Source organism: Mucilaginibacter litoreus (assembly GCF_042676805.1).
Classification (GTDB): Bacteria; Bacteroidota; Bacteroidia; order Sphingobacteriales; family Sphingobacteriaceae; genus Mucilaginibacter; species Mucilaginibacter litoreus.
Genome location: NZ_JBHTHZ010000013.1, coordinates 79933 through 101651, shown reverse-complemented (window position 1 = coordinate 101651; position 21719 = coordinate 79933). Strand labels below are relative to the sequence as shown.

Here is a 21719-nt window from a genome sequence, read left to right as displayed (position 1 = left end):
CGGGGGCCTTTAGAAAATGATCAATGCTGTAAGACAATTCAAAAATAAACCAAAATTTTTCCAACGCAAATTTTTTAAAAAAAAATAAAACATTTTTAAGATTACAGCGTTAACGGCAGATTTTAATACCTTTAACCGCGCAAGGGGCCATTTATATCTTTGAGATAAAAGTTACCTGAAACAATTACACTGTAGTTTGTATATTGTACTACAAATTTTCACCAGTTTGTTTAACCGATTAAAACCTTACTCACAACGATTTCTACTTCTGCTGGCATTGCTGATTGCGACAGCAAGGAACACGGCCGGGCAAACGGTCAGCAATGCGGGCACAGACTTCTGGACCGCGTTTCCTTCACACGTACCAGACCACAACCCTGATGGCTCGCTCGGGCTTCCCAATTTCAGTATCTTTATTACCAGTAGCGCAGCGTCATCCGGAACAGTGACCGCGGGTTCTTTCAGCCAGCACTTCAGTGTTTCAGCAAATGCTGTAGCAGAGATCAGCGTACCAAGGAACGGTATTTATATAGATGAAACGGAAACCAACCGTGTCTTGATCAAACGTGGCATTCATATCGTAACGGATCCCGGACAACCCCCTATAGTCGCCTATGCACACATATTTGCAGCACAGCGTTCGGCTGCAACCTTATTGCTGCCTACCACAGCACTTGGCCAGCAATACTACAGCATCAATTACGCCCAACACCGGGAAGGAAAAAATTTCATGCTACTTGTGGCCACAGAAGCGAACACACGTATACGTATACAAACACCTTACGGGGAACTGGTACCAGGCGGTGTCTTTCTCCCAAATCCAGGAGATGTTTACGAACTGGCCGATGATTTTGAACTGACCGGTTTTGTGGCAACTGTTGACGCCGAAACATCAGCGTGCAAGCATTTTGCGTTGTTTTCAGGCAGCAGTGGCACGCCTGTCGGGCAGAATTGCGATTATACAGGTACGCTTGATCCTTTGTTCCAGCAGACCCTTCCCGTGGAAAGCTGGGGCTATAATTATGGTTTTGTTCCGTTCAGCACATTCAGCCCCAACACCAAAAATCCCGTCCGAACAGCAGGCCAGCGCGTGAAAGTCGTGGCAAAGGAAAACAACACCATTGTAAAGATAGGTGGCAAAGACGTCGACACATTGAATGCGGGCGAATACTACACCACCTATGTCGCGTTAAAAACAGCCACTTTGGTGCAGGCCAGCAAGCCGGTAGAAGTAGCGCAGTATGCCCTTTCCCAGGAATGCGCCATGGACCCAGCACAAGGGAGCAAATACCTTTGCTACAGCGACCCCGACATGGTCATTCTTAACCCTGTCGAATACCGCATAAAGGACATCACTCTTTTTTCTTCGGAACGCGAACACATCGCCGAACAGTATATCAATGTTTTTATGAAAACAGCGGCGGCACCGTCCTTCCGGATCAACGGACAATTGCCGTCGACGCCGTTCACGCCCGTAAACGGGTCCCCTGAGTATGCGTATTTGCAGCTCAATGTAGACGGCTCCAAAAACAATACGTTTCACCTCGAGGCGGATGACGGCTTTAACGCGGTAGCTTACGGTTTTGGCAACTATGAGTCCTACGCTTATTCCGCAGGAACCAACCTCGCCGCAAATCAGTCTCTCACTGCCGTAAGAACGGCAACGGGAGAGACCATAGATTCGGCGTGCGTCAACGAATCTTATTACTTCCGATTAACGCTGCCCTACCGGTCACCTGAAATCACCTGGCAGGCGGATCTAAGTGAGCCGCCGCTCCACTTGCAAAATCCACCTTTTACCACCCAGATTATCAACGGCACGCCGGTGTACTTGTATACACTGCAGAGGTCTGCCGCTTACAACCTGGCCGGAACGCGTCATTTCAAGGCAATCGCAGCTTATCCAGCATCCATGGGCGGCTGCGCCAACGGGACGCAGACAATTGAAGGAGACTTCAAGGTATTACCATCCCCGGCGCCTGATTTCTCTTTTGAAGCAGGCAGTTGTGACAATCAATACCTTTTTCATGACCTTTCGGCTGCCGAAGACCATCCAAGCTCATGGAGCTGGAACTTTGGCGACCCCGGCAGCCTCGGTGAAAATATTTCAGACCAACAAAATCCTACCCATCGTTTTTCTGCTGCCGGCATTTACCAGGTGAGCCTTACGACAACCGGCTCAGGGGGCTGCCAAGGCTCAAAAACCATAACGGTGACCGTTTCTCAAAGCATTTCACCTGGTATTTTAAGTCCGGCCACTGCCTGCCAGGGTATGCCCGTCCAGCTTGCCGACACCAGCCACTCTGCGGGTTTCGCCATTAAAAGCCGTCATTGGCAATTTGGCGACGGCAGCACTGTTTACACCAGCGGCGACAGCGCAGTGTCCCACACTTATACTAAACCGGGTATATTCACCATAAAAATGGTACTGCAAAGTAAGGCAGGATGCTTTTCTGATACGGCGTCCAGAACAATAAAGATCGCTCAGGCAACAAAGGCAGACTTTTCTTCGTCCGTTTCCTGTGCTGCTGACATGTCAACGCATTTTAATAACCTTAGTTCAGGCGTTATGCTCCGCTTTAACTGGCAGTTTGGGGATGCCGCAGCAGCAGCAACGGACAACGAATCAACTTTAGCAGCCCCAAGCCATAATTACAGTGCCGCCGGCAACTATACGGTTCGCCTGATTGCCACCAATGACAACGGCTGCAGCGATACGCTGACAAAAAAGATATCCGTCAATGGTATCGAACCGAAAGCTGACTTTGTTTTTATTGGCGGGAACGCGATTTGCAGCGGTCAAGTGCTGCGGGTACAAAACCTTTCCCATATGACGGACTTCGGTGCAATTGACCGACTGGTCTGGGTTTTTGACGCAGTACATCATCCGGCTGACCGGCAAAGCGTAGATCCGGCCGCAGCCGGCAACGTATTTGCAACGGTTTACCCCGAGACCAATACAACAGAAACTTATCAGATCAGGCTGCTGGCTTATTCCGGCGCTTCGTGCGTTGATTCCACCGAAAAGACGGTCACCGTTTTACCCCGCCCCCATGCGGCGCTGAAAACCATTGCGCCGGTCTGTCTGAACACGGGCAGTTTTAGCCTGGTAGAGAAGGACGGAACAAATCCACAAACCGGGACCTGGAAATTTACCGGCCCGGGCATAGATAATAAAGGTATGTTCAACCCGGTTTTAGCAGGCGTCGGTGTCCATACCGTTACCTGTATATTTACCAATATATCCGGCTGTACCGATACGGCAACCAACGCAATCACCGTGTTGCGCGGCCCCGTTGCACAGCTTCAGCCTGTGCTAACGATTAACGCCGGTGAGGGTATTTTCCTGAACCCATCGGGCAAACAGGACGGCTTGTCTTACGAATGGACACCATCCGTTGGTCTGAACTCGGCGCTCTCCGCAAACCCTTACGCTACGCCGAAAGAAACCATTACCTATCATTACCGTATCAGCGACGGCAATTGCGATGCGCAGGGTATTGTTCAGGTCAACGTGAGATTACAGATCGAGGTAACCAACACCTTTACACCCAACTCCGACGGCGTAAACGATTTTCTGCAAGTTAAACATGCAGAACTTTACCCGGGGGCTCAGCTATTCATCTACAACCGCTGGGGGATGGAGGTTTTTCATTCCAGGGGTTACGATAAGCCTTGGGACGGCACCCTGAACGGCAACCCCTTGGCCACCGGTGTATATTATTACGTCATCCGGATTCCCGGAAGAAGGAAGCCGTTAAGCGGCAACATCACTTTGTTACGGTGACCGCCGCTATAGCTTGCAGCCACGTTTTGTGAACATTCCATATCTGGTACATAGCACCCGGGCTGTCGCGCAGATGAACAATCATAGCACAGCCCAAGCGAACCAGCAGTATATGACTACTTACTTCATTCAGCATCCTTATTGCTCACCAACTAACGCCTGACGATTAAGGCTTGTTATCAGCGAACGGTTAAGACAACAAGCCCTTTTTCAGGGGACAGGCTGTAACCAATGATACTGGGGCGCTTGTACATTCAAACCGGCAAATTCACCGGCCGCAGCCCTGTTGACAAATTCATTGTTAGCGACGAAGAATACAGCGCTATCGTCGACTGGAACGATTTCAACCAGGCGCTGGCCCCTTACTCATTTTTTCCGACTGCTTGATGACATAACCGCCTATCTGACCGCTGGCCCGAAGTCTGGATGCCCTTAAACCACAAAGTACTCAGCATACATTGCAGCGCCAGCGACGGTAAAGAAGGCGTTGCCCTGTTCTTCGGTCTGAGCGGCACCGGAAAGACCACATTAAGCGCAGATCCGGCCCAGCAACTGATTGGGGATGATGAGCATGGATGGGATGATAACGGCGTTTTTAACCTTGAGGGTGGCTGCTGTTCCAAGGTATATCAACTTTTCGCTGAACGCGAACCAGGAATTTACAACGTCATAAGGGAAGGCGCCATTGTAGAGAACACCTTACTTTCCCCTGGAACGAATACCATAGATTTTACTAACAGCTCCGTCACCGAGAATATACGCGTAAGTTACCCGCTTCATTTATCGAAGGCGCCAAGCAGCCCGCGATAGGGATACATCCCAAAAACGTTTTCCTGCTGACCTGCAATGCCTACGGCGTACTGCTGCCGATTAGCCGCCTGACCAAAGAGCAGGCGGTAGCTTACTTCCTCAGCGGTTACACCGCGCACGTATCCGGGACGGAAAACGGCGTACTCGAACCAAAAGCTGTGTTTAGCTCCTGTTTCGGCGGCCCGTTCCTGCCCTTGTCCCCCACCATCTATGCCGACATGTTTGCTGAGCATGTAAATGCCCATCACCCCAAGCCTGGCTGCTCAACACCGGCTGGACCGGGGCAGCTATGGCACCGGTAAAAGGATCGATCTGGTCCATACCCGCTGTATGGTACAGGCAGCTTAAGCGCCGCACTGGACCATATTCGCTATGAACATCTTCAATGCTTTAACCTTCCCGTCCCAACCTCCTACTCCGGCGTACCTTCCACACTATTCAACCCCCGCCTTTCGTGGAAAGACCCTGTAGAATACAATGCCGCAGCTACACAGCTCGCCGCAAAGTTCGAAACGAAGCTAAAAAGATAAAAATTGTTGCAATGCATATATGACCAGTTATTTAATGGTTAGTGATCGTTCTCCTGCAGTGTGACCATCTCGTTACCTTTTAAATCTTATTCAAACAGCCTCCTACTTATCGTCCCTGTATTAGCACATAGCGCCATAAGTGGAATTCAACCTATCAGTCTCCGGCTCGCCTGTCAAGGCCTTAATGCTGTCCCGGACGTTATTTGTTAATGCCTCATTAAAAAAGCTCATTTTTCCTTTTCCGTACCCGGCTTGTCAGACGGTCAGTCATCAGAACCGCTTCCCTCCCCGGTATTTCAACAAGGTGAATCGCTCCAAGCTTATCATGAACGAATTGCGATCGCTGCACCTGTTTCATAAGTAACCATCCGTCAAAACAAACTCACCTGGTCCTTTCCATCACTGCTCTGCTACTCATAGGCGCGTATCACGTCAGCATTGCGGTGCCGTACCGATTGGTCTTTTCAGGTCCGATCCCTTTAATGCCACTCAGCGACTTTAGTGTTTGCGGCAGTTTTGCAGCTATGGCGCTAAGGTTTGTTCGGTAAACACTATGCCGGTCAGGATATTTTTCTGTTCGGGCCGTGCGGTCCCGCCAGTCCATCAGCTGTTCAAACAGCGCTTCAATCAGTTAGCGGCGGTCGCTTTGCGCTCCTACTCGGATTTCCAAAGTGGCCGGTGCACCGGCCACTTTGGAAATCCGACCATTTTGATCAATAAAGCATCAGTTATCCGCATACCAGCAAAATAAATGCTACAAGACAAATGTTTCGCGCATGATACAAACGTGGTTTATCTGACAAGTCAATATTTTCCAGTTTGCTCAGCTCGTCGAAGTCAAATCCGATCTTTTTAGATTCAGGGAACTTGATCCGGATGTTGTTTTTTGAACCGAATGGATAATCATCTTCAGAAGCTACTTTCGCGGTGATCTCCCGGTTCCGCAGTGTTCTTATTATCAGCAAATGGTCCATGATCGCCCTTTCACTTAACGGCCTCGGTCATATGTTTTCATTACCGTTTCGCTTTTTTTTGGCGTCTGAGAACAAGGTATAACGTCTGAGTAACTCACTATTTATTTCGGTAAACGGTATATCACATACTCCGGTAAATTCATGAAAGCGGCTAATACTACTGGTATCGGTACAATGAACATCGAGCTTTCCGTTCTCCCATAGTTCCGAAAGGTAGATATTTGCGATTTCTTTAAAATGTACTGCTTTATCCGCTTTCGGTTCATTTCCGCCCTTGAGCGCGCCTTTAATAGCCTGGGCGGTCGGTTTTGTTTTATCCGTTTCGGCCTTCAGCGTTTCCGCTTTAATTTCTGCCAGGCGTTGAATAATAGATTAGTGAGCCGCGCGGCTTGAGTTACAGATTTCTTTACCTCTTGTTTCTTTTCGTCTCATGAACTGCGTGATTGAACAGGGTGCCCTTCGAAGATATAGGAAGGTCTTCCGGATGTAGAGATTTTGATGCCGATAGGACATTGACCATCCTTGGTGGGTCGGCTCCAGGTAACAATTTTTACAGTTGCCATTGATTAATTTTTAAAGTTAAGAAATTGGATTTGTGGCAATTACAAGCTAAGATTTTGTTGACGGTTTCGCTGGGACAACCTACGTTTTGAGCATCAAACATGACCTTCTTAAAAAATCCAAAAAGTGCATTTTTGGCCAAATAGGGCATTTTCGCTCATTGCTTAACAAGTTCACCTAAGGTCGGCAGTTCGATCCTGCTCCCAGCTACTTGAAAATCAGCCTATTACAGATTCCGTAGCAGGCTTTTTATTTGTTGCTGAAAGTTTAATTCACTAACCATGTATGCGTACTTCCTGCATAGTTGGCTAATCAGTTTTAACGATTTGCCGCAGGACAGCAATCTTTTTATTGACTAAGTTTTTAACAGTTTCTGACCTGACGATGGCAAGCGCCTGATTATAATATTTGTAAGCTTCATTTTTATCTACCTTACTGTATAGTTCCCCTAAAAGTAAATGATAAAATTGGCTGTTATAAAGGTTTAATTTTTTGGCCTCAGCAATTGCAACTTCATATCCGCGAACTTTTGCCACCGCATAAGTGCGATTTAGTGCAGCAATCGGCGAATACTCCTGCGCAAGCAATTGATTATATAAATCCAGTATATTCTCCCATTTTTTGTCGTCGCCTTTAACAGTATGCCAATATGCTATGCCAGCCTCAAGATGGTATTTTGAGAGGCTTTTTCCAACTGCGGCTTGCCTTAGATAATAGGCGCCGCGGGTAATTAGTTCATGGTTCCATAGCCGTTCATCCTGGTCGTCATATAATACATGTTCACCGTTGCAGCTGTTCCTTGCCTCAAACCGCGAAGAATGAAAGCACATTAAAGCCATCAATGCATTTACCGGCGGCGTGTTTGTTGAAGGGTTTGCTATCAACAGGTAAGTTAGTCTCACAGCTTCTAAGCAAAGGTCCTTTTGCAGGATAGTGTCTTGGCTTTCGGAGTAATAACCTTCGTTAAAGAGCAGATAAATGGTTATCAAGACAGCATCAATGCGGGAGACAATCTCATGTTTGGAAGGAAATTTAATTTCAACCTTTTCGGCACGCAACTTCTCTTTTGCCCTGTAAAGGCGTTTATTGATGGTTTCTTTCGTTGTCAAAAAGGCATTTGCTATCTCCTCGATACCGAAGCCGCAAAGTATGCGTAAAGCAAGGCCAACCTGCGCCTCGACAGGTATAACCGGTGTACAGATAGCAAACAGCATTTGTAACTGGCTGTCGGCTATATTTTCTTCTGAAAGATCGATCTGCTCCGCCCCAGCTTCCGCCCCGCTAAGGGTAGGCTCAACCTTTTCCCTGAATACCTGGTTGCGATTTAACCACGTTTTTGTCTTGTTTTTAGCTACGGCATATAACCAGGCGGTCGGATTTTCAGGGATGCCTTTATAGGGCCATGTTTCCAGTGCTGTTAAAAAGGTTTCGCCTACTATGTCTTCGGCAACTTGTACATGTTCTATCCCGAACAGCCTGCACAACACCGCCGTTATCCTGCTCGCTTCGGTACGAAATAGATGCGGAATCAATTGTGTCGGCTGCATAGCATAAAGTAAGCCCCTTATTCAGGGGCCTTGATAAGGTTAATGTGTTCCGTCGTTCTTGGCGATCTTTCTAATTTCAACCGTATTGCCTTCAGCTTGCAATACCGGGCAGCCCTTGGCAAATTCGGCAGCCTCATCAGCGCTACCTGCCAACACAATGATAAAGCCGCCAATGGTCTCTTTGATATCGCCGAACGGTCCATTGGTAACCACCTTATTATGGTGCACTACTTTGGCCTCGTCAAACGGTAAACCGGTACCGCTTACAAATTTATTCTGCGCAGCAATACCGCCTATCCAATCCATGGTTTGTTTCATCCATATTTGCATCTGCTCTGGTGATGCAATCTTTTGGCCATCCTCGTGCCTGAAAATTAATGCGTACTCGTTCATGATCTTAAAATTAAAGTTATTGGATTATGATTATATCCCAATAACTAACAGAATATAAAGAACTGGACAAGGCAGCTTAATTATTTTGCTTTTGCATTCTATTTACTGCTAATTTTTAAACCTTTACAAGGTTATAACGGTTTATTTTCATTCCTTCAACCCTAAGTAGGTTTCATAGATTGCCGCTCATTTCCGCACGATTTCCAGGTCCCCCTTATTGCCGGCTTTTTGCAGTACCCAACCAGGGTTCAGTATCAATTCATAATTAGGACCCGTTATCTTGTTCCCTTCTATTTTAACCGGTAGCGGAAAGGTAAATTGCCTGCCGTTAAAGCTTCCGAGAACACCCGCCGGATGGTCGGTATCGCCGGTATTCGTCGTTTGGAAGCTCCCAAAATTCTGGCCTTTCAAATCCGTACCCCGCAGGGTCGTGTAGACCATTCCCTTGTCCGCCAGCACAAAGGTGCCGTTCATATCGAAAGAGCGGCTGTACGTATCCGTTACCACGGTTGCCCTTAGCACCGGGGCCTCAACCAGTGTTTTGGTGAACCAGGCTGTGCAGCGTTCAAATAATGCCTTTCGCGCCATTTCTTCATCATGAATTCTGCCATAACCATGCCTTTCAGCCGCTGCCCGGAACGCCACGCTGTCAGTTGCCACCACATCCTGCAGGTAGCGTTTTTCAAATATACCGCCGAAGTTATAATGCATACCGATACCATCGCGCCAGTTGATACCGAGATAGTCGAACAAGAAACCGTAGGCAGGTCCTGTTGCATAAGGGAAGGTACGTGTATAGGTCGGCGCACTTTCACGGCCGTTGATCTCTTTAATAGCCAGCGCGTATTTATCCCGGTGGTCTGATAATTTAAAGCCGGTATAGTTCGCCAGTCCCTCCGAGCTTTCAATATCTGTCTCCGCGTCCAAAGCTTCCGGCGCCAGGGCGCGGCGCAGTTTACGGAAGCAAACCGCATCGCTCAGCGCCTGCGCCACAGATGTTTTTGGCGCACCGGTCCTTGCCAATTGCAAGCCGCTTTTTAGCGCTTCATATTCCAAACGAAGATATTCCCGCCCCTGCCATCCGTCCAGGTAATTAACCGGGTTGCCGTTCAGCAACACCTGTTTTTCCTGCGCCAGATGAAAAAGCTCATGGATCAGTGTTGCGCTGCTGTCCAACAGGTAACTTGTCATGACGATGGCATATCTTTTACCGCCAAAGTCCTGCGGGGCATTGCTTTGGTTCAAGGTACGTTCTGGCAGGTCCTGTGACCAAAGCGAATCACGAAATACCGCTCCCTTGAAAGGCTGGACACCGTAGGCCCTGTTTTTTGGATCCAGCACAAGCACATCATCACTCCAAAGCGCCGTACCCCATAACTGCCCGTTATCCGCCGTCAGGATCGCTTTTGCCCGACTTAGCGCAGCGCGCACTGTTGACGCATTGCGTGCCGGCTCTGTTTTCAGATTAGCGTCAACCTTCGCGATCAACTGCTGCCAACGCGCTGAACCGCGTAAGCCCGCCAGGTCCGTATCTGTTTCCAGGCGCTGCGCGTTACTCATGAAGTATTTTGTGGCCAGGATATCCAGCAGGCGAAAAGCCGCATCCTTTTTTCCCGCCATTGAATAGATACAGGCGCTATTGTACAGTTCCATGCTGCTCAGGCTTTCTCCCTTATTTTTAATGAAGGGGTCGAGCAGCGCAGCGCCGCTTCGGTAATCTTTTTGCTCATAAGCCTTCATCGCCTCGTTGTATTTTTCCTGCTGGCCGTATACACTGAAAGCAACCATGCAAAACCAGCAAAACAGTAATAGCAATCTCAATCGTTTCATATTCTCAAAGGGAAGAAATCGCCGGCATACCAATGGTTAATGAAAGGTTAATGAAAAGTTAAAGGCTTCCTGACCATCACCAAAGCTCTTCGGATCCGTGTATCTTTGGTTATGCCATTCCGCCGGAAATTTTTTCTTTTGACCATAGGAAGCCTGATCATATTTGCAGCGCTCTGCTTCTTGCAGTACCGCCTGCTCCGAAACACCTACCGTTTGGAGAAGGCGGCATTTTTGCGTGAACTGGATGAAGCGCTCGCCTCCAAGGCGCAGCAAGCTACCGACACGCTCAACCGCAGGGCCATGCAACTGCTGATAAGCGATGTTAAACTGGCGCTTGGCAAAGGCTTTCGTCCAAACACCGGCAATCTTCAAAGCAGCTTTGACCATAATTTTAAGGCGGAACGTGCGGCGCTCAACAAAAGCTTACAACAAGACAGCCTGCTCTCTGGTACCTGCTACACACTGACGTATGACCGGGTCATTCTTTACAGCGGCAAGGAGGCAGATTCCCTGCTAAGTTATAAAGCAACACCCCTCCGGTTAACCAGCGCCTGCTTTGCTGACGGCAGCAAGGCTTTCCAAACCGGGCAAAGCCAGCAACAAGTCGGGTTCCCGGTAACTGGCCCATCCGGAAAGGCCCGCTTTTACCGGCTTGCCGTCTGGACATCCGGCCGGATCATTGCGCCAAACTGGCAAGCGGCTATCTATCACCGTATGCTGTTCACCTTAGCAGCTACAGCCGCACTAATTCTGGCTGTACTAACGCTTTTCTTAGCCGCCTTTACTGCTATTTTACGCCAAAAGAAGATAGCCGATATCACCACTGATTTCGCTAATAATATGACCCATGAATTGCGGACACCGCTTAGCGCCGCAGGCATTGTAGTCAAGTCGCTCCGCACCACCGAGGCCAAACAGGACGCGCAATGGACTACCGAGTTGCTCAACCAACTTGATAAACAACTGGAACGCCTGCAGCGCCTGCTCGATAGCGTCTTCAGCAGCCTGGAGCAACCCACGGAAACACTACAATGGCAGCCCCTCTCTATGGTGGTCCTGTTTTCAGATCTCAGTGATATGGCAGCTCGCTCAGGCAGGGACTTATCCATTAATGGCAACCCTGACCGTACCATCCTTACAAATGCAGACCTGCTGACCGGAATACTCATCAATCTGCTGGATAACGCCATCAAGTACACATCTGGCGATATTTCCGTCAGCATTGTTGAAACAAATAAAAACATGGAAATCAGCATCAGTGACCAGGGACCGGCAATTCCTTATACTTACCGGCCTTACCTGTTCAATAAATTCTTTCGTGTTCCGCAGCCTGATGCGCACAATGTGAAAGGGCTGGGCCTTGGACTATATATCTGCCGTCGGAATGCCCGCAGGCTTGGCGGCGACATGAGTTATCGGGAACTCCCGGAAGGTGGCAACCAGTTTATCATCCACTTACCCTATGAAGAAATACGTACTGCTCGTTGAAGATGACCCCGACCTGGGCAGCTTGCTCAGCCAGTACCTGAGGGTGAAAGGCTTTACAGTAACGCTGGCGGTAAACGGCGAGGCTGCGCTTATACAGTTAAGCACGCAGTCATTCGATATCGTTATACTGGACGTAATGCTGCCCGGCAGCGACGGCTTTGTTCTGGCTGGTAGGCTTCGGCAGCAATACGCGTCGATACCGTTTCTTTTCCTGACCGCCAGGCGGCAGCAGGAGGACGTACTGCGGGGCCTAAGCCTGGGTGCGGACGACTACCTTGTCAAACCCTTTGATGCCGATGAGCTCGTACTTCGTATAAGCAATATCCTGCGACGCTGTGCTGGGCAGATAACCCAGCCCGACATTTTCCGGATTGGTAGCTACCGGTTTGAACCCGCCCAACTGCAGCTGACCCGCAAAGGACAGCGGCAGCAGTTAACGCAGAAAGAAGCCGACCTTTTGGAGATACTCTGCCAGTCTGCCGGGCGCCTGGTGCAGCGCAAAACCATTTTGGAAACCGTTTGGGGCAGCGCCGACTTTTTTAACGGCCGGAGCCTCGACGTATTTGTGCGCCGACTTCGCAAACATCTGGACCAGGATCCGAACATCAGGGTGGAGGTTATACGCAGCAGCGGATTTATTCTACGGATTGAAACAAACGTATAATTTACTTTACCAATTGTTTGAGCTGTTTGTAATAGATGTTTTGCAATAGTTGTTTAAACCTTGATCAGTTATTTCAACACTGGACCATGAAAAGATCATGGCAGGCCTCAAATTGCGAACCCTCATAACGACAGCTTTTACTTTACCCCAAGCGGCCTTTGAGCGACAAACCTACTGTACAAATTCCAGGATGAATATCCTACTGTTCGAAAACAAGTTTGAACAATCCCTTAATTATACCAGTTTTCAAAATCTATTTTTTCAGCACTTCCATTAATTGCTGATATAACGCATCCCCATCGCCTGGACGCTCCGCCGTCTTTATCACAATCTTTCCCGACCGGTCAGCAATCAGGTAATGCGGATAGGCCCAGTCCTTTTCCGGGATGCCAAGCGCATTCCATAGCATACCGATATCCGTAGCGCTTTTGCGCACATGCTCACCTACAACGTTGTTCACGAAAATAAAATCCCGCCATTTCTCGTCATCGCGGTCCTCATCCTGGGCGACATACAGGAAAACTACGTCTTTCCCTTCCAGCCGCTTTTTCAGCGCAGGCTCATAAGCCATATCTTCTATACAATGCGGGCACCAGGTACCCCACATATCTATAAATATCACTTTGCCTTTATACGGCGTCAGTAACGCCTCAACAGTATTAAGTTCTTTGTAATCCGGGCGTATCTTAATGTTCAGGTTAGCCGCATATTTATCCCGCGCCTTTTTTAATGGTGCATATATACCTATCGCTTGCTGAACCAACCGCGTATCCGTGGTATTCCGCTGAATGAACTGCAGCAGCCAGCCACCGTCCTGCAACCGGCCTGACATGCAGCAATTATACAAAGCATTGTTCAGTAATTTTTCCCAGGCATAAACGGGCAGCAGCGCTTTTAGCCGAGGTTTAAAAACCAGCATCTCATTTCCCCTGTCCGTTACTTCTTTTCGCAAATTTGCAAAGTGCAGTCCGGTCAATCTTACAAACACGCTGTCTGCATTCGCTTTATCGGTATCACTTTGATACACATAAAGCAGCTTCCACATCCTAAGCCTAAATAACCTTTCCAGGTAAAGATTTGCCGCAGGACTTACGGCCAGCTCAGCAGCAGACGGCACCGGGAAATGTGCCTGTAGGGTATCAATAAAATGAAGATGGAAATCCTTACGGTTTTTACCTTGGTTCAGCCAGTAAACCAGGTCACCCGTCATTCCGCAAGCGTAATGATAAGTAAGTTCTGACAAGATGCTTTGCGCCACGTTCCCCGGCAGGCCGGCACGACGGACCACCTGCCTCGCTGAGTCCAAAGACCTCATTATCAGCGGCAGTTTAAAACGGATCACCGAATCTACCGCCGCATTCGCATAAGAAGGCTTATTGCTCAATTCTTTAACAAAGGATAAGTTTTGTACGCTCTCTAAACCCAGTCGCGCGATCAGGGAGTTCTCTTTACCTGCAGGGCCGCTAAACGATAAGCTGTTGTTTCCGATCCTTATCGTTAGCGGTCGTTCGGGACTAAGCAACACGCATTTGCGGTTCGCCTCATCACCAATCCACAGCCATTTCGGTAATGAACCGCTGTATGTCTTTTTGAATTGACCGGCCGCATCTGCCCTTAGTGATACCGTACTCTTCTTCCAGTAGTTTCCGTCGTAGGTCTCATTAACCTCGACAGTGGTACCCGGTTTTGTCGTGCCATGAAGGATCAACTGCTGCGAGAACACTTTTTGCCCGCTCAGACATAAAAATATTATTAGGAACTTTTTCATAGGGAAGATTTAAGGATTCGCCACCGCGAACCGGATAATAAATAATTAAGCGCCGCCAACATTAGGATGACATAGAGCATCCGGCAGCCCAGCACTACTAACTCACCGTTTATGCCCGGCAGCATCGTTATAACTACGGTTGCGCAGCCACCCATTATAGCGCCCAGTATAAAGAATAACCAGGCTATTTTGCGATAGCGTTCCGCCGACGCTTTAGCACAGTTTTCCTGCTCCAAACGTAGCATCATGCGCTCTTCAAAATCATTAAAAGGCTGCTTCAGCCGGCTCAGAGCCATCAGTTGTTTAAACTCTTGTTCATTCATATTTCATCAGTTTATTTATCACTGCCAACATGCTTTTACGCGCCCGGTGCAGTATCACTTTAACATTCGCTTCACTCCAGCCCGTAATCTCGCTGGTACCCCTGATCGATTCATCTTCCAGGTAAAATAGCCGCAATACCACCGCTTCACGGTCGGGCAAACGCTTTAAAGCTTCGTTAACCAGCCAGGTTTTTTCCTCAGCACCTTTCTGGCCCAGCAAGGCTTCATCAGCATAATCCGCATCATACTCTTCCCGAAACTCTAAAAAATCCTTTTGCTGTTTTTTGCGGCGTAGAAAGGCCTCGTTCAATACGATCCTGTAAAACCATGTTTTAAAGGCAGATTGTCTGGAAAACCCCGGCAAGCCATCAAAAGCTTTCAGGAAAGCATCCTGTACCGCTTCTTGCGCCGCAAATTCATCTTTAAGTACGGACATGGCCAGCGAGAAAGCCATATCCTGGTATGCCCGCAAAAAATACCTGAAGGCATCCGTGTCGCCCGCTAATACCCTGGCTATGTACTCCTCATCCATCAGCCTGCTTAGTTCTTCTTTTGCGTCAAACGATTAGCAACGATAAGGCCTGCGCCACCGCACAGCCCCAAGATACTCGTCGGAATTGCTCCCGAACGGCCCAGCGCATTAAGCTGCACCAGGATGCCGATGATCGCGATACCTATACTTAATCCGATCACCACAATACCGAGCTTGAGCAAGGCTTTCTGCGTACCCGTGCCGCCCCGTGCGTTTGCGTCAGGATCCATACCTTTTCCTATCATCAGCAGCCTTTCCCTGTGGCGGGCCTTGTGCGAAAAATACCAGGCCATGAAGATAAAGAAGCAGCAGGCCAGCGCCAGCAGGCCGAAGATTTGTATATTTTCCATGTCTTTAAATGCTTTCTGCCTATTGGATAAGGATCATGAAAGAAAGGTTACAAATACTTTCAATTCATTCCTACAGAGAGCAATACGGAAGATCAGCGATCCTGACCGCTTTTGTTAATACATTGTCTGCTTCCCGCTTTGATCGGCGGGATGCCCAGGCGAGGAAGGGCATAAGGCCGGCAACCGTAAAATGAGTTATTAATGACTATTGCACACGCAAAGAGGGGTAGTTAACAGCATGATTGCTTCGCTGAATGCGGCTAACTGGTTATTATACAACAAGTTTAAAATTTTGGTGAATGATAGGAACTTGGAGCCACTATTTTTTTAGGATTTGAATTTATCGCCTTAATAATTCCTTAACTACCATAGCCAGTGACCCGAGATAGGAAAGTGCGATGCGAATGTATAACTACCCATGAAGAAGACCAGCGTGAATAAGCCCTCCGCTTTGTAGTCGTCGATAAAACGGGTATCAAAAGCAATGTTCAAGGAGCAGATATCTATTTTTTTACAAGTCCATTATTGGTAAGTTTTAATTCGTGTAAGTTTAAGTGATAACTGCGTTGAAACATAGCAGCGATATTTTCGCGATAGGCGCTTACTGTGTTGTTTCTTAATGACTCCTGCAAGCCTAAGGCCAGGATAACCGTCTGTAACTTCAGTTCCTCAGCCGTCCTGGCCCTAGTAGCGGAAGAATTCAGTTTGCCATCTTCGCTAATATCCCGGCTATCTGTGCTCTGGCGGCACGTTCCATCTTTGCGGTAACTTGTTCATCTGGAACATTATTGGCGATTTGGTAGCCAACCAGGATCAAGCCGGTCAACGCATCCGCCGCGTCGTTATTATGCAAAGCGGACGTTTTAAGCATTTGCGCATAGATTGTTTCATAATCCGCCTTACCCGGCCCGAAAGCAGCCGCGATAGCCTGAGCACCGCTTGGGCTTTGGCTTTGCAGGCGTTTGGTAAAGCCAGCTACTACTGATTTCCTTAACGCAAGTGTTGAACTGTATGGAAAGCTTAGCTTCATAGCAGCGCTTTTATTACCGCTCAATGTGTTACCATACGCAAGGTTTCCAGACCAGCCTGCCATAAGCGTAGGATCAAGGGCCATGATCGGCGCATCCTGGCCAAGAGCAGTATCGTAACGTAAAAATGAAAAAAGAGTGATCAGCGTTCCGGCAAACAAGGTTATTTTTTTCATATAATCAGCTCTTACATCAATATACTCCACTTGCAGTGGTTAGCTTTAAAGTTATTAGTATATAAGAATTTGATTAATAAAATGTTTGATAAATGCTTTAGCCAATTTTCATGTCATTCCACGTCGGACTTACATAGCAGGAAAAGAATTAAGTTGTTTGTACTACCAACTTTATGCATTGGGATGATTATTTTTCACAACAAAATAAATAATGGCTGGTTATATTTATAATAGCTTTTACTTTCTTCCATATCATCCAACATACCATTATGAAATTTTTAAAAAGTACAGCTGGTGAAGTAACCGGTGCGCGTGCAGATGGAGCCATGGTAGTAGGCGCAGCAGCAGTAGGAGCATCTGCTTTAGGTGCTTTAGCCATAGGAGCAGTAGCTTTTGGCGCAATTGCGATAGGTGCAATAGCAATAGGAAAAATTGTTATTAAACGGGCCGTAATACGCGACCTGCATGTGGGAAAACTAACCGTTGATAAACTGATCATCAAAGAGCGAAGTGATAGTGATTTATAACATACACTCACCCAACTAAAGCGCAATCCAATTTAATTGCTGCCTTTACCAAGCGGAATATTAATGTCAGGAGTTTTGCACATTGGAGTTTATTATAATACTGTCAGTTAAACAGTAATTACTTATCTTTCCGCTTTGTAAAACATCTGATGAGCTTTAAACGTAGTATCTCTTTCGCTTTAACAGTATCTGTTTTATTTGCTTGTAAAATTGTTAATGCTACCGCCGCTATTAACTATTCCGGCCATTTAACCTTAAGTGCTGACAGCGGAAAAACCAAGACCGTTAAACTAACCGCCTTTGAGCCCGGCGCTATCTGGAAAGACAACAATGGCATACATATCAATGCGCATGGCGGCGGCATACTTTATCAAAAAGGTAAGTACTACTGGTATGGCGAGCATAAAATAGAAGGCGGGGCAGGTAACAGGGCCATGGTTGGTGTACACTGCTACTCCTCCCGGGATCTATATAACTGGAAAGATGAGGGCATCGCCCTGCCTGTATCATCAGATACCACCAGCGATATTACGAAGGGTTGTATCCTGGAACGACCAAAAGTAATTTATAACGCAAAATCCCATAAATATGTAATGTGGTTTCACCTGGAACTAAATAATCAGGGCTACAAAGCCGCGCGTACCGGTGTTGCCATTAGCGATAAACCTACAGGTCCGTTCCGCTTTATCAGAAGCTACAGGCCAAATGCAGGCAAGATGCCATTTTATCCGGCAGGTACACCGGTAAGCGAGCAACTCGATTGCAACAACACCAAGAACGAAAGTGAAACTTTTTTTTGCCGCGATCTGCCCGGCGGACAAATGGCCCGGGATATGACCGTATTTGTTGATGATGACGGCAAGGCTTATCATATCTTTTCTTCAGAAGAAAACGCCACCTTGCACATTGCCGAACTGACTGAAGATTATACCGCCCATACCGGCAAATTTGTTCGCGTATACCCTAACGAGGCTACAGAAGCGCCGGCAATATTTAAACGTAACGGTATTTATTACATGATTGGTTCGGGGACTACAGGCTGGGCTCCAAATCCGGCACGCTGGTTCTCGGCACCATCAATATGGGGACCATGGACCTATCATGGCAACCCCTGCGTTGGCGACAAAGCCAACATAACCTTCGGCGGGCAAAGCACCCATGTTTTACCGGTTGCGGGCAAAAAGGACACTTTTATATTTATGGCCGATAAATGGACCCCTAAAAATGCCATAGACGGGCGTTACCTTTGGTTACCCATAACTTTTGAAGGCGATAAGATGATCATCAAATGGTATGATAAATGGTCGTTGTGACCTTTAATCAGCTATAACGCCTTATAACAAAACATGGCTGTCAAAATATTGACGGCCATGTTTTATTAGCTATCCAATTGACCTTATATCGTTACAATTTCCACTCGGGGCGTTCGTAGTGGCAGGTGTAACCAAAAGGGTGCTTTTGCAGGTAATCCTGGTGCTCTTCTTCGGCATCCCAAAAATCTCCAGCTGGCACAACTTCGGTCACAATTTTACCGGGCCATTTACCAGAGTTTTCCATTTCAGCTATTAAAGCATTGGCGATATCGCGCTGAGATTCGTCCAGGTAAAAAATGGCCGAACGATAAGATGTACCTATATCATTGCCCTGCCTGTTGCGGGTTGTTGGGTTATGTATCTGAAAGAAATATTCCAACAGCTTGCGGTATGATAGTACGGAAGGATCAAAAGTAATGCTGATACCCTCTGCATGTGTGCCATGATTACGATAAGTAGCATTAGGCACATCACCTCCTGTATATCCTACTATAGTAGAAACAACGCCCGGCAGGTTTCTAATCAACTCTTCAACGCCCCAAAAACAACCGCCGGCTAATATTGCTTTTTCAGTATTCATAAATTATTTTAATTGGTAAATGTCAACAGTTATGCCAGAAAACATTAACCGCTGATTTTGACGCTTATGCACATTTTTAACTGACAAAAGTGCATTTGTTAAGGAACGAGCAGGAGAATACGAACCTTAAATAATGTCTTAAAGCTTGTTGTATACGTATCTTTGCCTTAATTGCGGATTTAAATTGGAATTTCGATACAATACTCAGCTTTCCTTGATCAACTCAACCTGAAATAGCTAACAGATAATCCAGCTCTGGCGCGCCGGTGTTAAGATAAAGGCTGTTCACATAAGGCTTTCCGGCCAGGCGCACCTGCTGCCCATGGGAAATACCCTGCAGTGTAACAGTTTGACTACCCCACGAATCACCCACAGTATCAAGTAAACTATAAGCTTCTTCAGATATCAGCATATCGTTATCCAACTCTTTAGTTTTTGCCTGAAGCCTTGCTGCTATGTTTACTGGCAATCCCATAACAGATAATTGTTTATTGCCATTAAGCCCAAACTCACCTACAAATACTTTACCGGCATGCATACCAACACCAATTTCAAGCGGGCCGCCGTTGTATGATTCTGCATAGGCTTCGTTAAAAAGCGTCACTGTCTGAAACATGGTTTTAGCAGCCTGATAAGCATTGTTTGCGGCCTCGCTTAAACTGGTTTGCAAACCAAAAACCGCGTATAAATTATCGCCTGCTATTTCAATAACCCTCCCTTTAAAGTTTTTCACGATTTGGTTAAAAGCGGTAAAAAGGCGGCGTACAATATGGATAACCGTTTGGCCGGGCTGTGCTTCCATCAATCCGGTAAAGTTGCGTATATCAAGAAATAAGATTGCCAGTTCGTGCTCTACATCCGGTTCAGTCTGTATATAAGCCTGACAGGCAGTATTGAGTGATAAGTATTCGTTTTTCATAAGCTTTGCTGAGTTGTTATACTTAGGTAGACGCAAAGCTCTTTAAAACATTTTAAATAAAATTCAGAAAATTGATGTCCTGATAAAACGCTGACAGTAAATAGATACGTTGATGACAATTGTAAGTATTATAAAAAGGGCTGTCTCATTCTTATGAGGCAGCCCTTTTTCTTGTATTTATTTAGGTAGATAATAAAAACGTTTTATTATAAGCGATTTTTTAGCGCTCATTTTATTTTTTAAGCCTCTTTATTCTTTTATTTTTCTTATCCGGTGATTATTGTAATCGGCTATATAAACGTTACCGTTAACATCAGTGGCAATTCCGCGTGGGTCATTAAACCTGGCTATTGTACCATTGCCATCGGCCGAGCCGCTTTCGCCGCTTTTTCCGGCAAAGGTTGATAATACATTACCGCCAGCTAACTTTATTTCCAGTATACGCCCATTGCTATCACCTATATACATATTATTATTACCATCTATGTTGATGCTTTGCGGCTTTCCTAATGCTAAGGATAATGAGTCGAGGCCACCTGTAAAGGTAGTTACCCGGTAATCACCTTTGTTAATCTTTCTGATAGCATTACTACCTGGCTCTGTAACATATATATTACCGGTGGCATCCAAAGCAATACCAGTAGGCTTGTTTAAACTGGCTGCTGTACCTAAACCATTTATGTACCCTACAGTCCTGCTGCCTGCTACTGTAGTCACCACGCCGTCTTGTGTAACCATTCTTACTACACTATTACCGGTATCTGTAACATACAAGCTTCCGTCGGCAGCAAGTACTATACCTGTAGGTGAAGAAAACGAAGCAGCATTACCTTTGCCATTAGAAAACCCTGCAGAGCCATTACCGGCAAGAGTGCTTACTACACCAGTTGCAGATATTTTCCTGATAATATTATTGCCCATATCTACTACAAAGATGTTTCCTGCTGCATCTATTGCCAAACCAGAGGGCACATAAAATTGTGCAGATACTGCGGGGCCATCAGCATATCCTAATGTACCATTACCTGCTATTGTACTGGTTACACCATCAGGAGTAATTTTCCTGATAACTGAATTATACGCATCGGCAACGTAAACATTTCCGGCTGCATCTGTAGCTACTGCAGATGGATGATTAAACATTGCTGTAATTCCTGTTCCTTCTGCATACCCGGCTGTTGAACCTGCAAATGTTGTTACCGTACCATAAGTTGGTGTTATATCATTACCGGTTTTTATCTGTATCACGTTACCATATCCCGTACCTGCTGTATTGGTAGCATATGCCCTTATATAATAGGTAGTATTAGGTGTAAGGTTTTGGATGTGCGAATTCCAGGTATTATATATAACCTTTTCTTTGGTCTTGCTGTCGTTAATTGTAGGTTGCGAGTTAGTTGTACTATAACAAACACCATACATAGAAAAACTCACGGCGTCGTTAGTTATAGTACCGCCTGTCCAGATACTTTTAGATGAAGCGTCAACCACAACATCAGTGGTTAGCAGCTCCGGAGATGACGGTTTAGTATTATTATTTTTAAAACATGATGATGACGCAAGCGCAATAACCAACAGAAGCAATAAATTAGCGTGGGTCGATATTTTTTTCATATCCG

The 21719-nt window shown here is 46.7% G+C and carries 20 protein-coding genes and 1 pseudogene; 7 read left to right on the top strand and 14 right to left on the bottom strand.

The window, feature by feature from the left end; genetic code table 11:
* Nucleotides 1-196 precede the first annotated feature (196 nt).
* The 3 genes and pseudogenes from ACFQZX_RS13935 to ACFQZX_RS13925 all read left to right on the top strand — a co-directional run.
* Nucleotides 197-3787, top strand: coding sequence for a PKD domain-containing protein (locus ACFQZX_RS13935; RefSeq protein ID WP_377116351.1), 3591 nt, complete (start codon nucleotides 197-199; stop codon nucleotides 3785-3787).
* 231 nt (nucleotides 3788-4018) lie between these two features.
* The gene (locus ACFQZX_RS13930; RefSeq protein ID WP_377116348.1) at nucleotides 4019-4174 is read left to right on the top strand and encodes a phosphoenolpyruvate carboxykinase (ATP); all 156 of its coding nucleotides are present in this window, start codon (nucleotides 4019-4021) and stop codon (nucleotides 4172-4174) included.
* Between the two features lie 39 nt (nucleotides 4175-4213).
* Nucleotides 4214-4788: pseudogene (locus tag ACFQZX_RS13925) on the top strand (phosphoenolpyruvate carboxykinase (ATP)); the annotation flags it as partial.
* A 766-nt stretch (nucleotides 4789-5554) separates the two neighbouring features.
* On the opposite strand, the gene ACFQZX_RS13920 reads toward ACFQZX_RS13925, so the two are convergent.
* The 6 genes from ACFQZX_RS13920 to ACFQZX_RS13895 all read right to left on the bottom strand — a co-directional run bounded on the left by ACFQZX_RS13920 (nucleotide 5555) and on the right by ACFQZX_RS13895 (nucleotide 10432).
* A complete protein-coding gene (locus tag ACFQZX_RS13920) occupies nucleotides 5555-5746 on the bottom strand; it encodes an HRDC domain-containing protein (protein WP_377117078.1) in 192 nt (63 codons plus the stop codon).
* A gap of 109 nt (nucleotides 5747-5855) precedes the next feature.
* Nucleotides 5856-6101 (bottom strand): hypothetical protein, encoded by a 246-nt coding sequence (locus ACFQZX_RS13915; protein ID WP_377116346.1) that lies wholly within the window; start codon nucleotides 6099-6101, stop codon nucleotides 5856-5858.
* A 27-nt stretch (nucleotides 6102-6128) separates the two neighbouring features.
* A complete protein-coding gene (locus ACFQZX_RS13910; protein ID WP_377117076.1) occupies nucleotides 6129-6329 on the bottom strand; it encodes a phage integrase SAM-like domain-containing protein in 201 nt (66 codons plus the stop codon).
* 641 nt (nucleotides 6330-6970) lie between these two features.
* A complete protein-coding gene (locus ACFQZX_RS13905) occupies nucleotides 6971-8209 on the bottom strand; it encodes an RNA polymerase sigma factor (protein WP_377116343.1) in 1239 nt (412 codons plus the stop codon).
* 39 nt (nucleotides 8210-8248) lie between these two features.
* The gene (locus tag ACFQZX_RS13900; protein ID WP_377116341.1) at nucleotides 8249-8602 is read right to left on the bottom strand and encodes a YciI family protein; all 354 of its coding nucleotides are present in this window, start codon (nucleotides 8600-8602) and stop codon (nucleotides 8249-8251) included.
* Between the two features lie 186 nt (nucleotides 8603-8788).
* Nucleotides 8789-10432: a TPR end-of-group domain-containing protein gene (locus ACFQZX_RS13895; protein WP_377116339.1), complete on the bottom strand. Its 1644-nt coding sequence runs from the start codon at nucleotides 10430-10432 to the stop codon at nucleotides 8789-8791.
* Nucleotides 10433-10543: 111 nt separating this feature from the next.
* On the opposite strand from ACFQZX_RS13895, the gene ACFQZX_RS13890 reads away from it, so the two are divergent.
* Entirely contained in the window at nucleotides 10544-11920 is a 1377-nt protein-coding gene (locus tag ACFQZX_RS13890; RefSeq protein ID WP_377116336.1) for a sensor histidine kinase, read from the top strand.
* Nucleotides 11895-12584, top strand: a complete 690-nt coding sequence (locus ACFQZX_RS13885) for a response regulator transcription factor (protein ID WP_377116334.1) — start codon at nucleotides 11895-11897, stop codon at nucleotides 12582-12584. The genes ACFQZX_RS13890 and ACFQZX_RS13885 overlap by 26 nt, the downstream gene beginning before the upstream one ends.
* 253 nt (nucleotides 12585-12837) lie before the next feature.
* Here ACFQZX_RS13885 and ACFQZX_RS13880 read toward each other — a convergent pair whose 3' ends face one another.
* The 5 genes from ACFQZX_RS13880 to ACFQZX_RS13860 form a co-directional block, all read right to left on the bottom strand.
* Nucleotides 12838-14352, bottom strand: coding sequence for a TlpA family protein disulfide reductase (locus ACFQZX_RS13880; protein ID WP_377116332.1), 1515 nt, complete (start codon nucleotides 14350-14352; stop codon nucleotides 12838-12840).
* Complete coding sequence (locus ACFQZX_RS13875; RefSeq protein WP_377116330.1) at nucleotides 14349-14675, bottom strand: hypothetical protein; 327 nt, start codon at nucleotides 14673-14675, stop codon at nucleotides 14349-14351. Before ACFQZX_RS13875 ends, ACFQZX_RS13880 begins: the two co-directional genes overlap by 4 nt.
* Complete coding sequence (locus ACFQZX_RS13870; RefSeq protein ID WP_377116329.1) at nucleotides 14668-15207, bottom strand: RNA polymerase sigma factor; 540 nt, start codon at nucleotides 15205-15207, stop codon at nucleotides 14668-14670. Before ACFQZX_RS13870 ends, ACFQZX_RS13875 begins: the two co-directional genes overlap by 8 nt.
* An 8-nt stretch (nucleotides 15208-15215) precedes the next feature.
* Nucleotides 15216-15557 carry a DUF6249 domain-containing protein gene (locus ACFQZX_RS13865; RefSeq protein ID WP_377116327.1) on the bottom strand — a complete coding sequence of 114 codons (342 nt, stop codon included), beginning with the start codon at nucleotides 15555-15557 and terminating at the stop codon, nucleotides 15216-15218.
* 700 nt (nucleotides 15558-16257) lie between these two features.
* Entirely contained in the window at nucleotides 16258-16761 is a 504-nt protein-coding gene (locus ACFQZX_RS13860; RefSeq protein WP_377116325.1) for a hypothetical protein, read from the bottom strand.
* Between the two features lie 269 nt (nucleotides 16762-17030).
* Between ACFQZX_RS13860 and ACFQZX_RS13855 the strand changes: the two genes are divergently transcribed.
* Nucleotides 17031-17288, top strand: a complete 258-nt coding sequence (locus ACFQZX_RS13855) for a hypothetical protein (protein ID WP_377116323.1) — start codon at nucleotides 17031-17033, stop codon at nucleotides 17286-17288.
* A 149-nt stretch (nucleotides 17289-17437) separates the two neighbouring features.
* Nucleotides 17438-18601 carry a glycoside hydrolase family 43 protein gene (locus ACFQZX_RS13850; RefSeq protein WP_377116321.1) on the top strand — a complete coding sequence of 388 codons (1164 nt, stop codon included), beginning with the start codon at nucleotides 17438-17440 and terminating at the stop codon, nucleotides 18599-18601.
* A gap of 91 nt (nucleotides 18602-18692) precedes the next feature.
* On the opposite strand, the gene msrA is transcribed toward ACFQZX_RS13850, so the two are convergent.
* From msrA to ACFQZX_RS13835, 3 genes are all read right to left on the bottom strand, one after another.
* Nucleotides 18693-19181, bottom strand: a complete 489-nt coding sequence (gene msrA / locus ACFQZX_RS13845; RefSeq protein ID WP_377116319.1) for a peptide-methionine (S)-S-oxide reductase MsrA — start codon at nucleotides 19179-19181, stop codon at nucleotides 18693-18695.
* A 223-nt stretch (nucleotides 19182-19404) separates the two neighbouring features.
* The gene (locus ACFQZX_RS13840) at nucleotides 19405-20100 is read right to left on the bottom strand and encodes an adenylate/guanylate cyclase domain-containing protein (protein ID WP_377116317.1); all 696 of its coding nucleotides are present in this window, start codon (nucleotides 20098-20100) and stop codon (nucleotides 19405-19407) included.
* A gap of 249 nt (nucleotides 20101-20349) precedes the next feature.
* Nucleotides 20350-21714, bottom strand: coding sequence for a hypothetical protein (locus ACFQZX_RS13835; RefSeq protein WP_377116315.1), 1365 nt, complete (start codon nucleotides 21712-21714; stop codon nucleotides 20350-20352).
* Nucleotides 21715-21719: the final 5 nt, after the last annotated feature.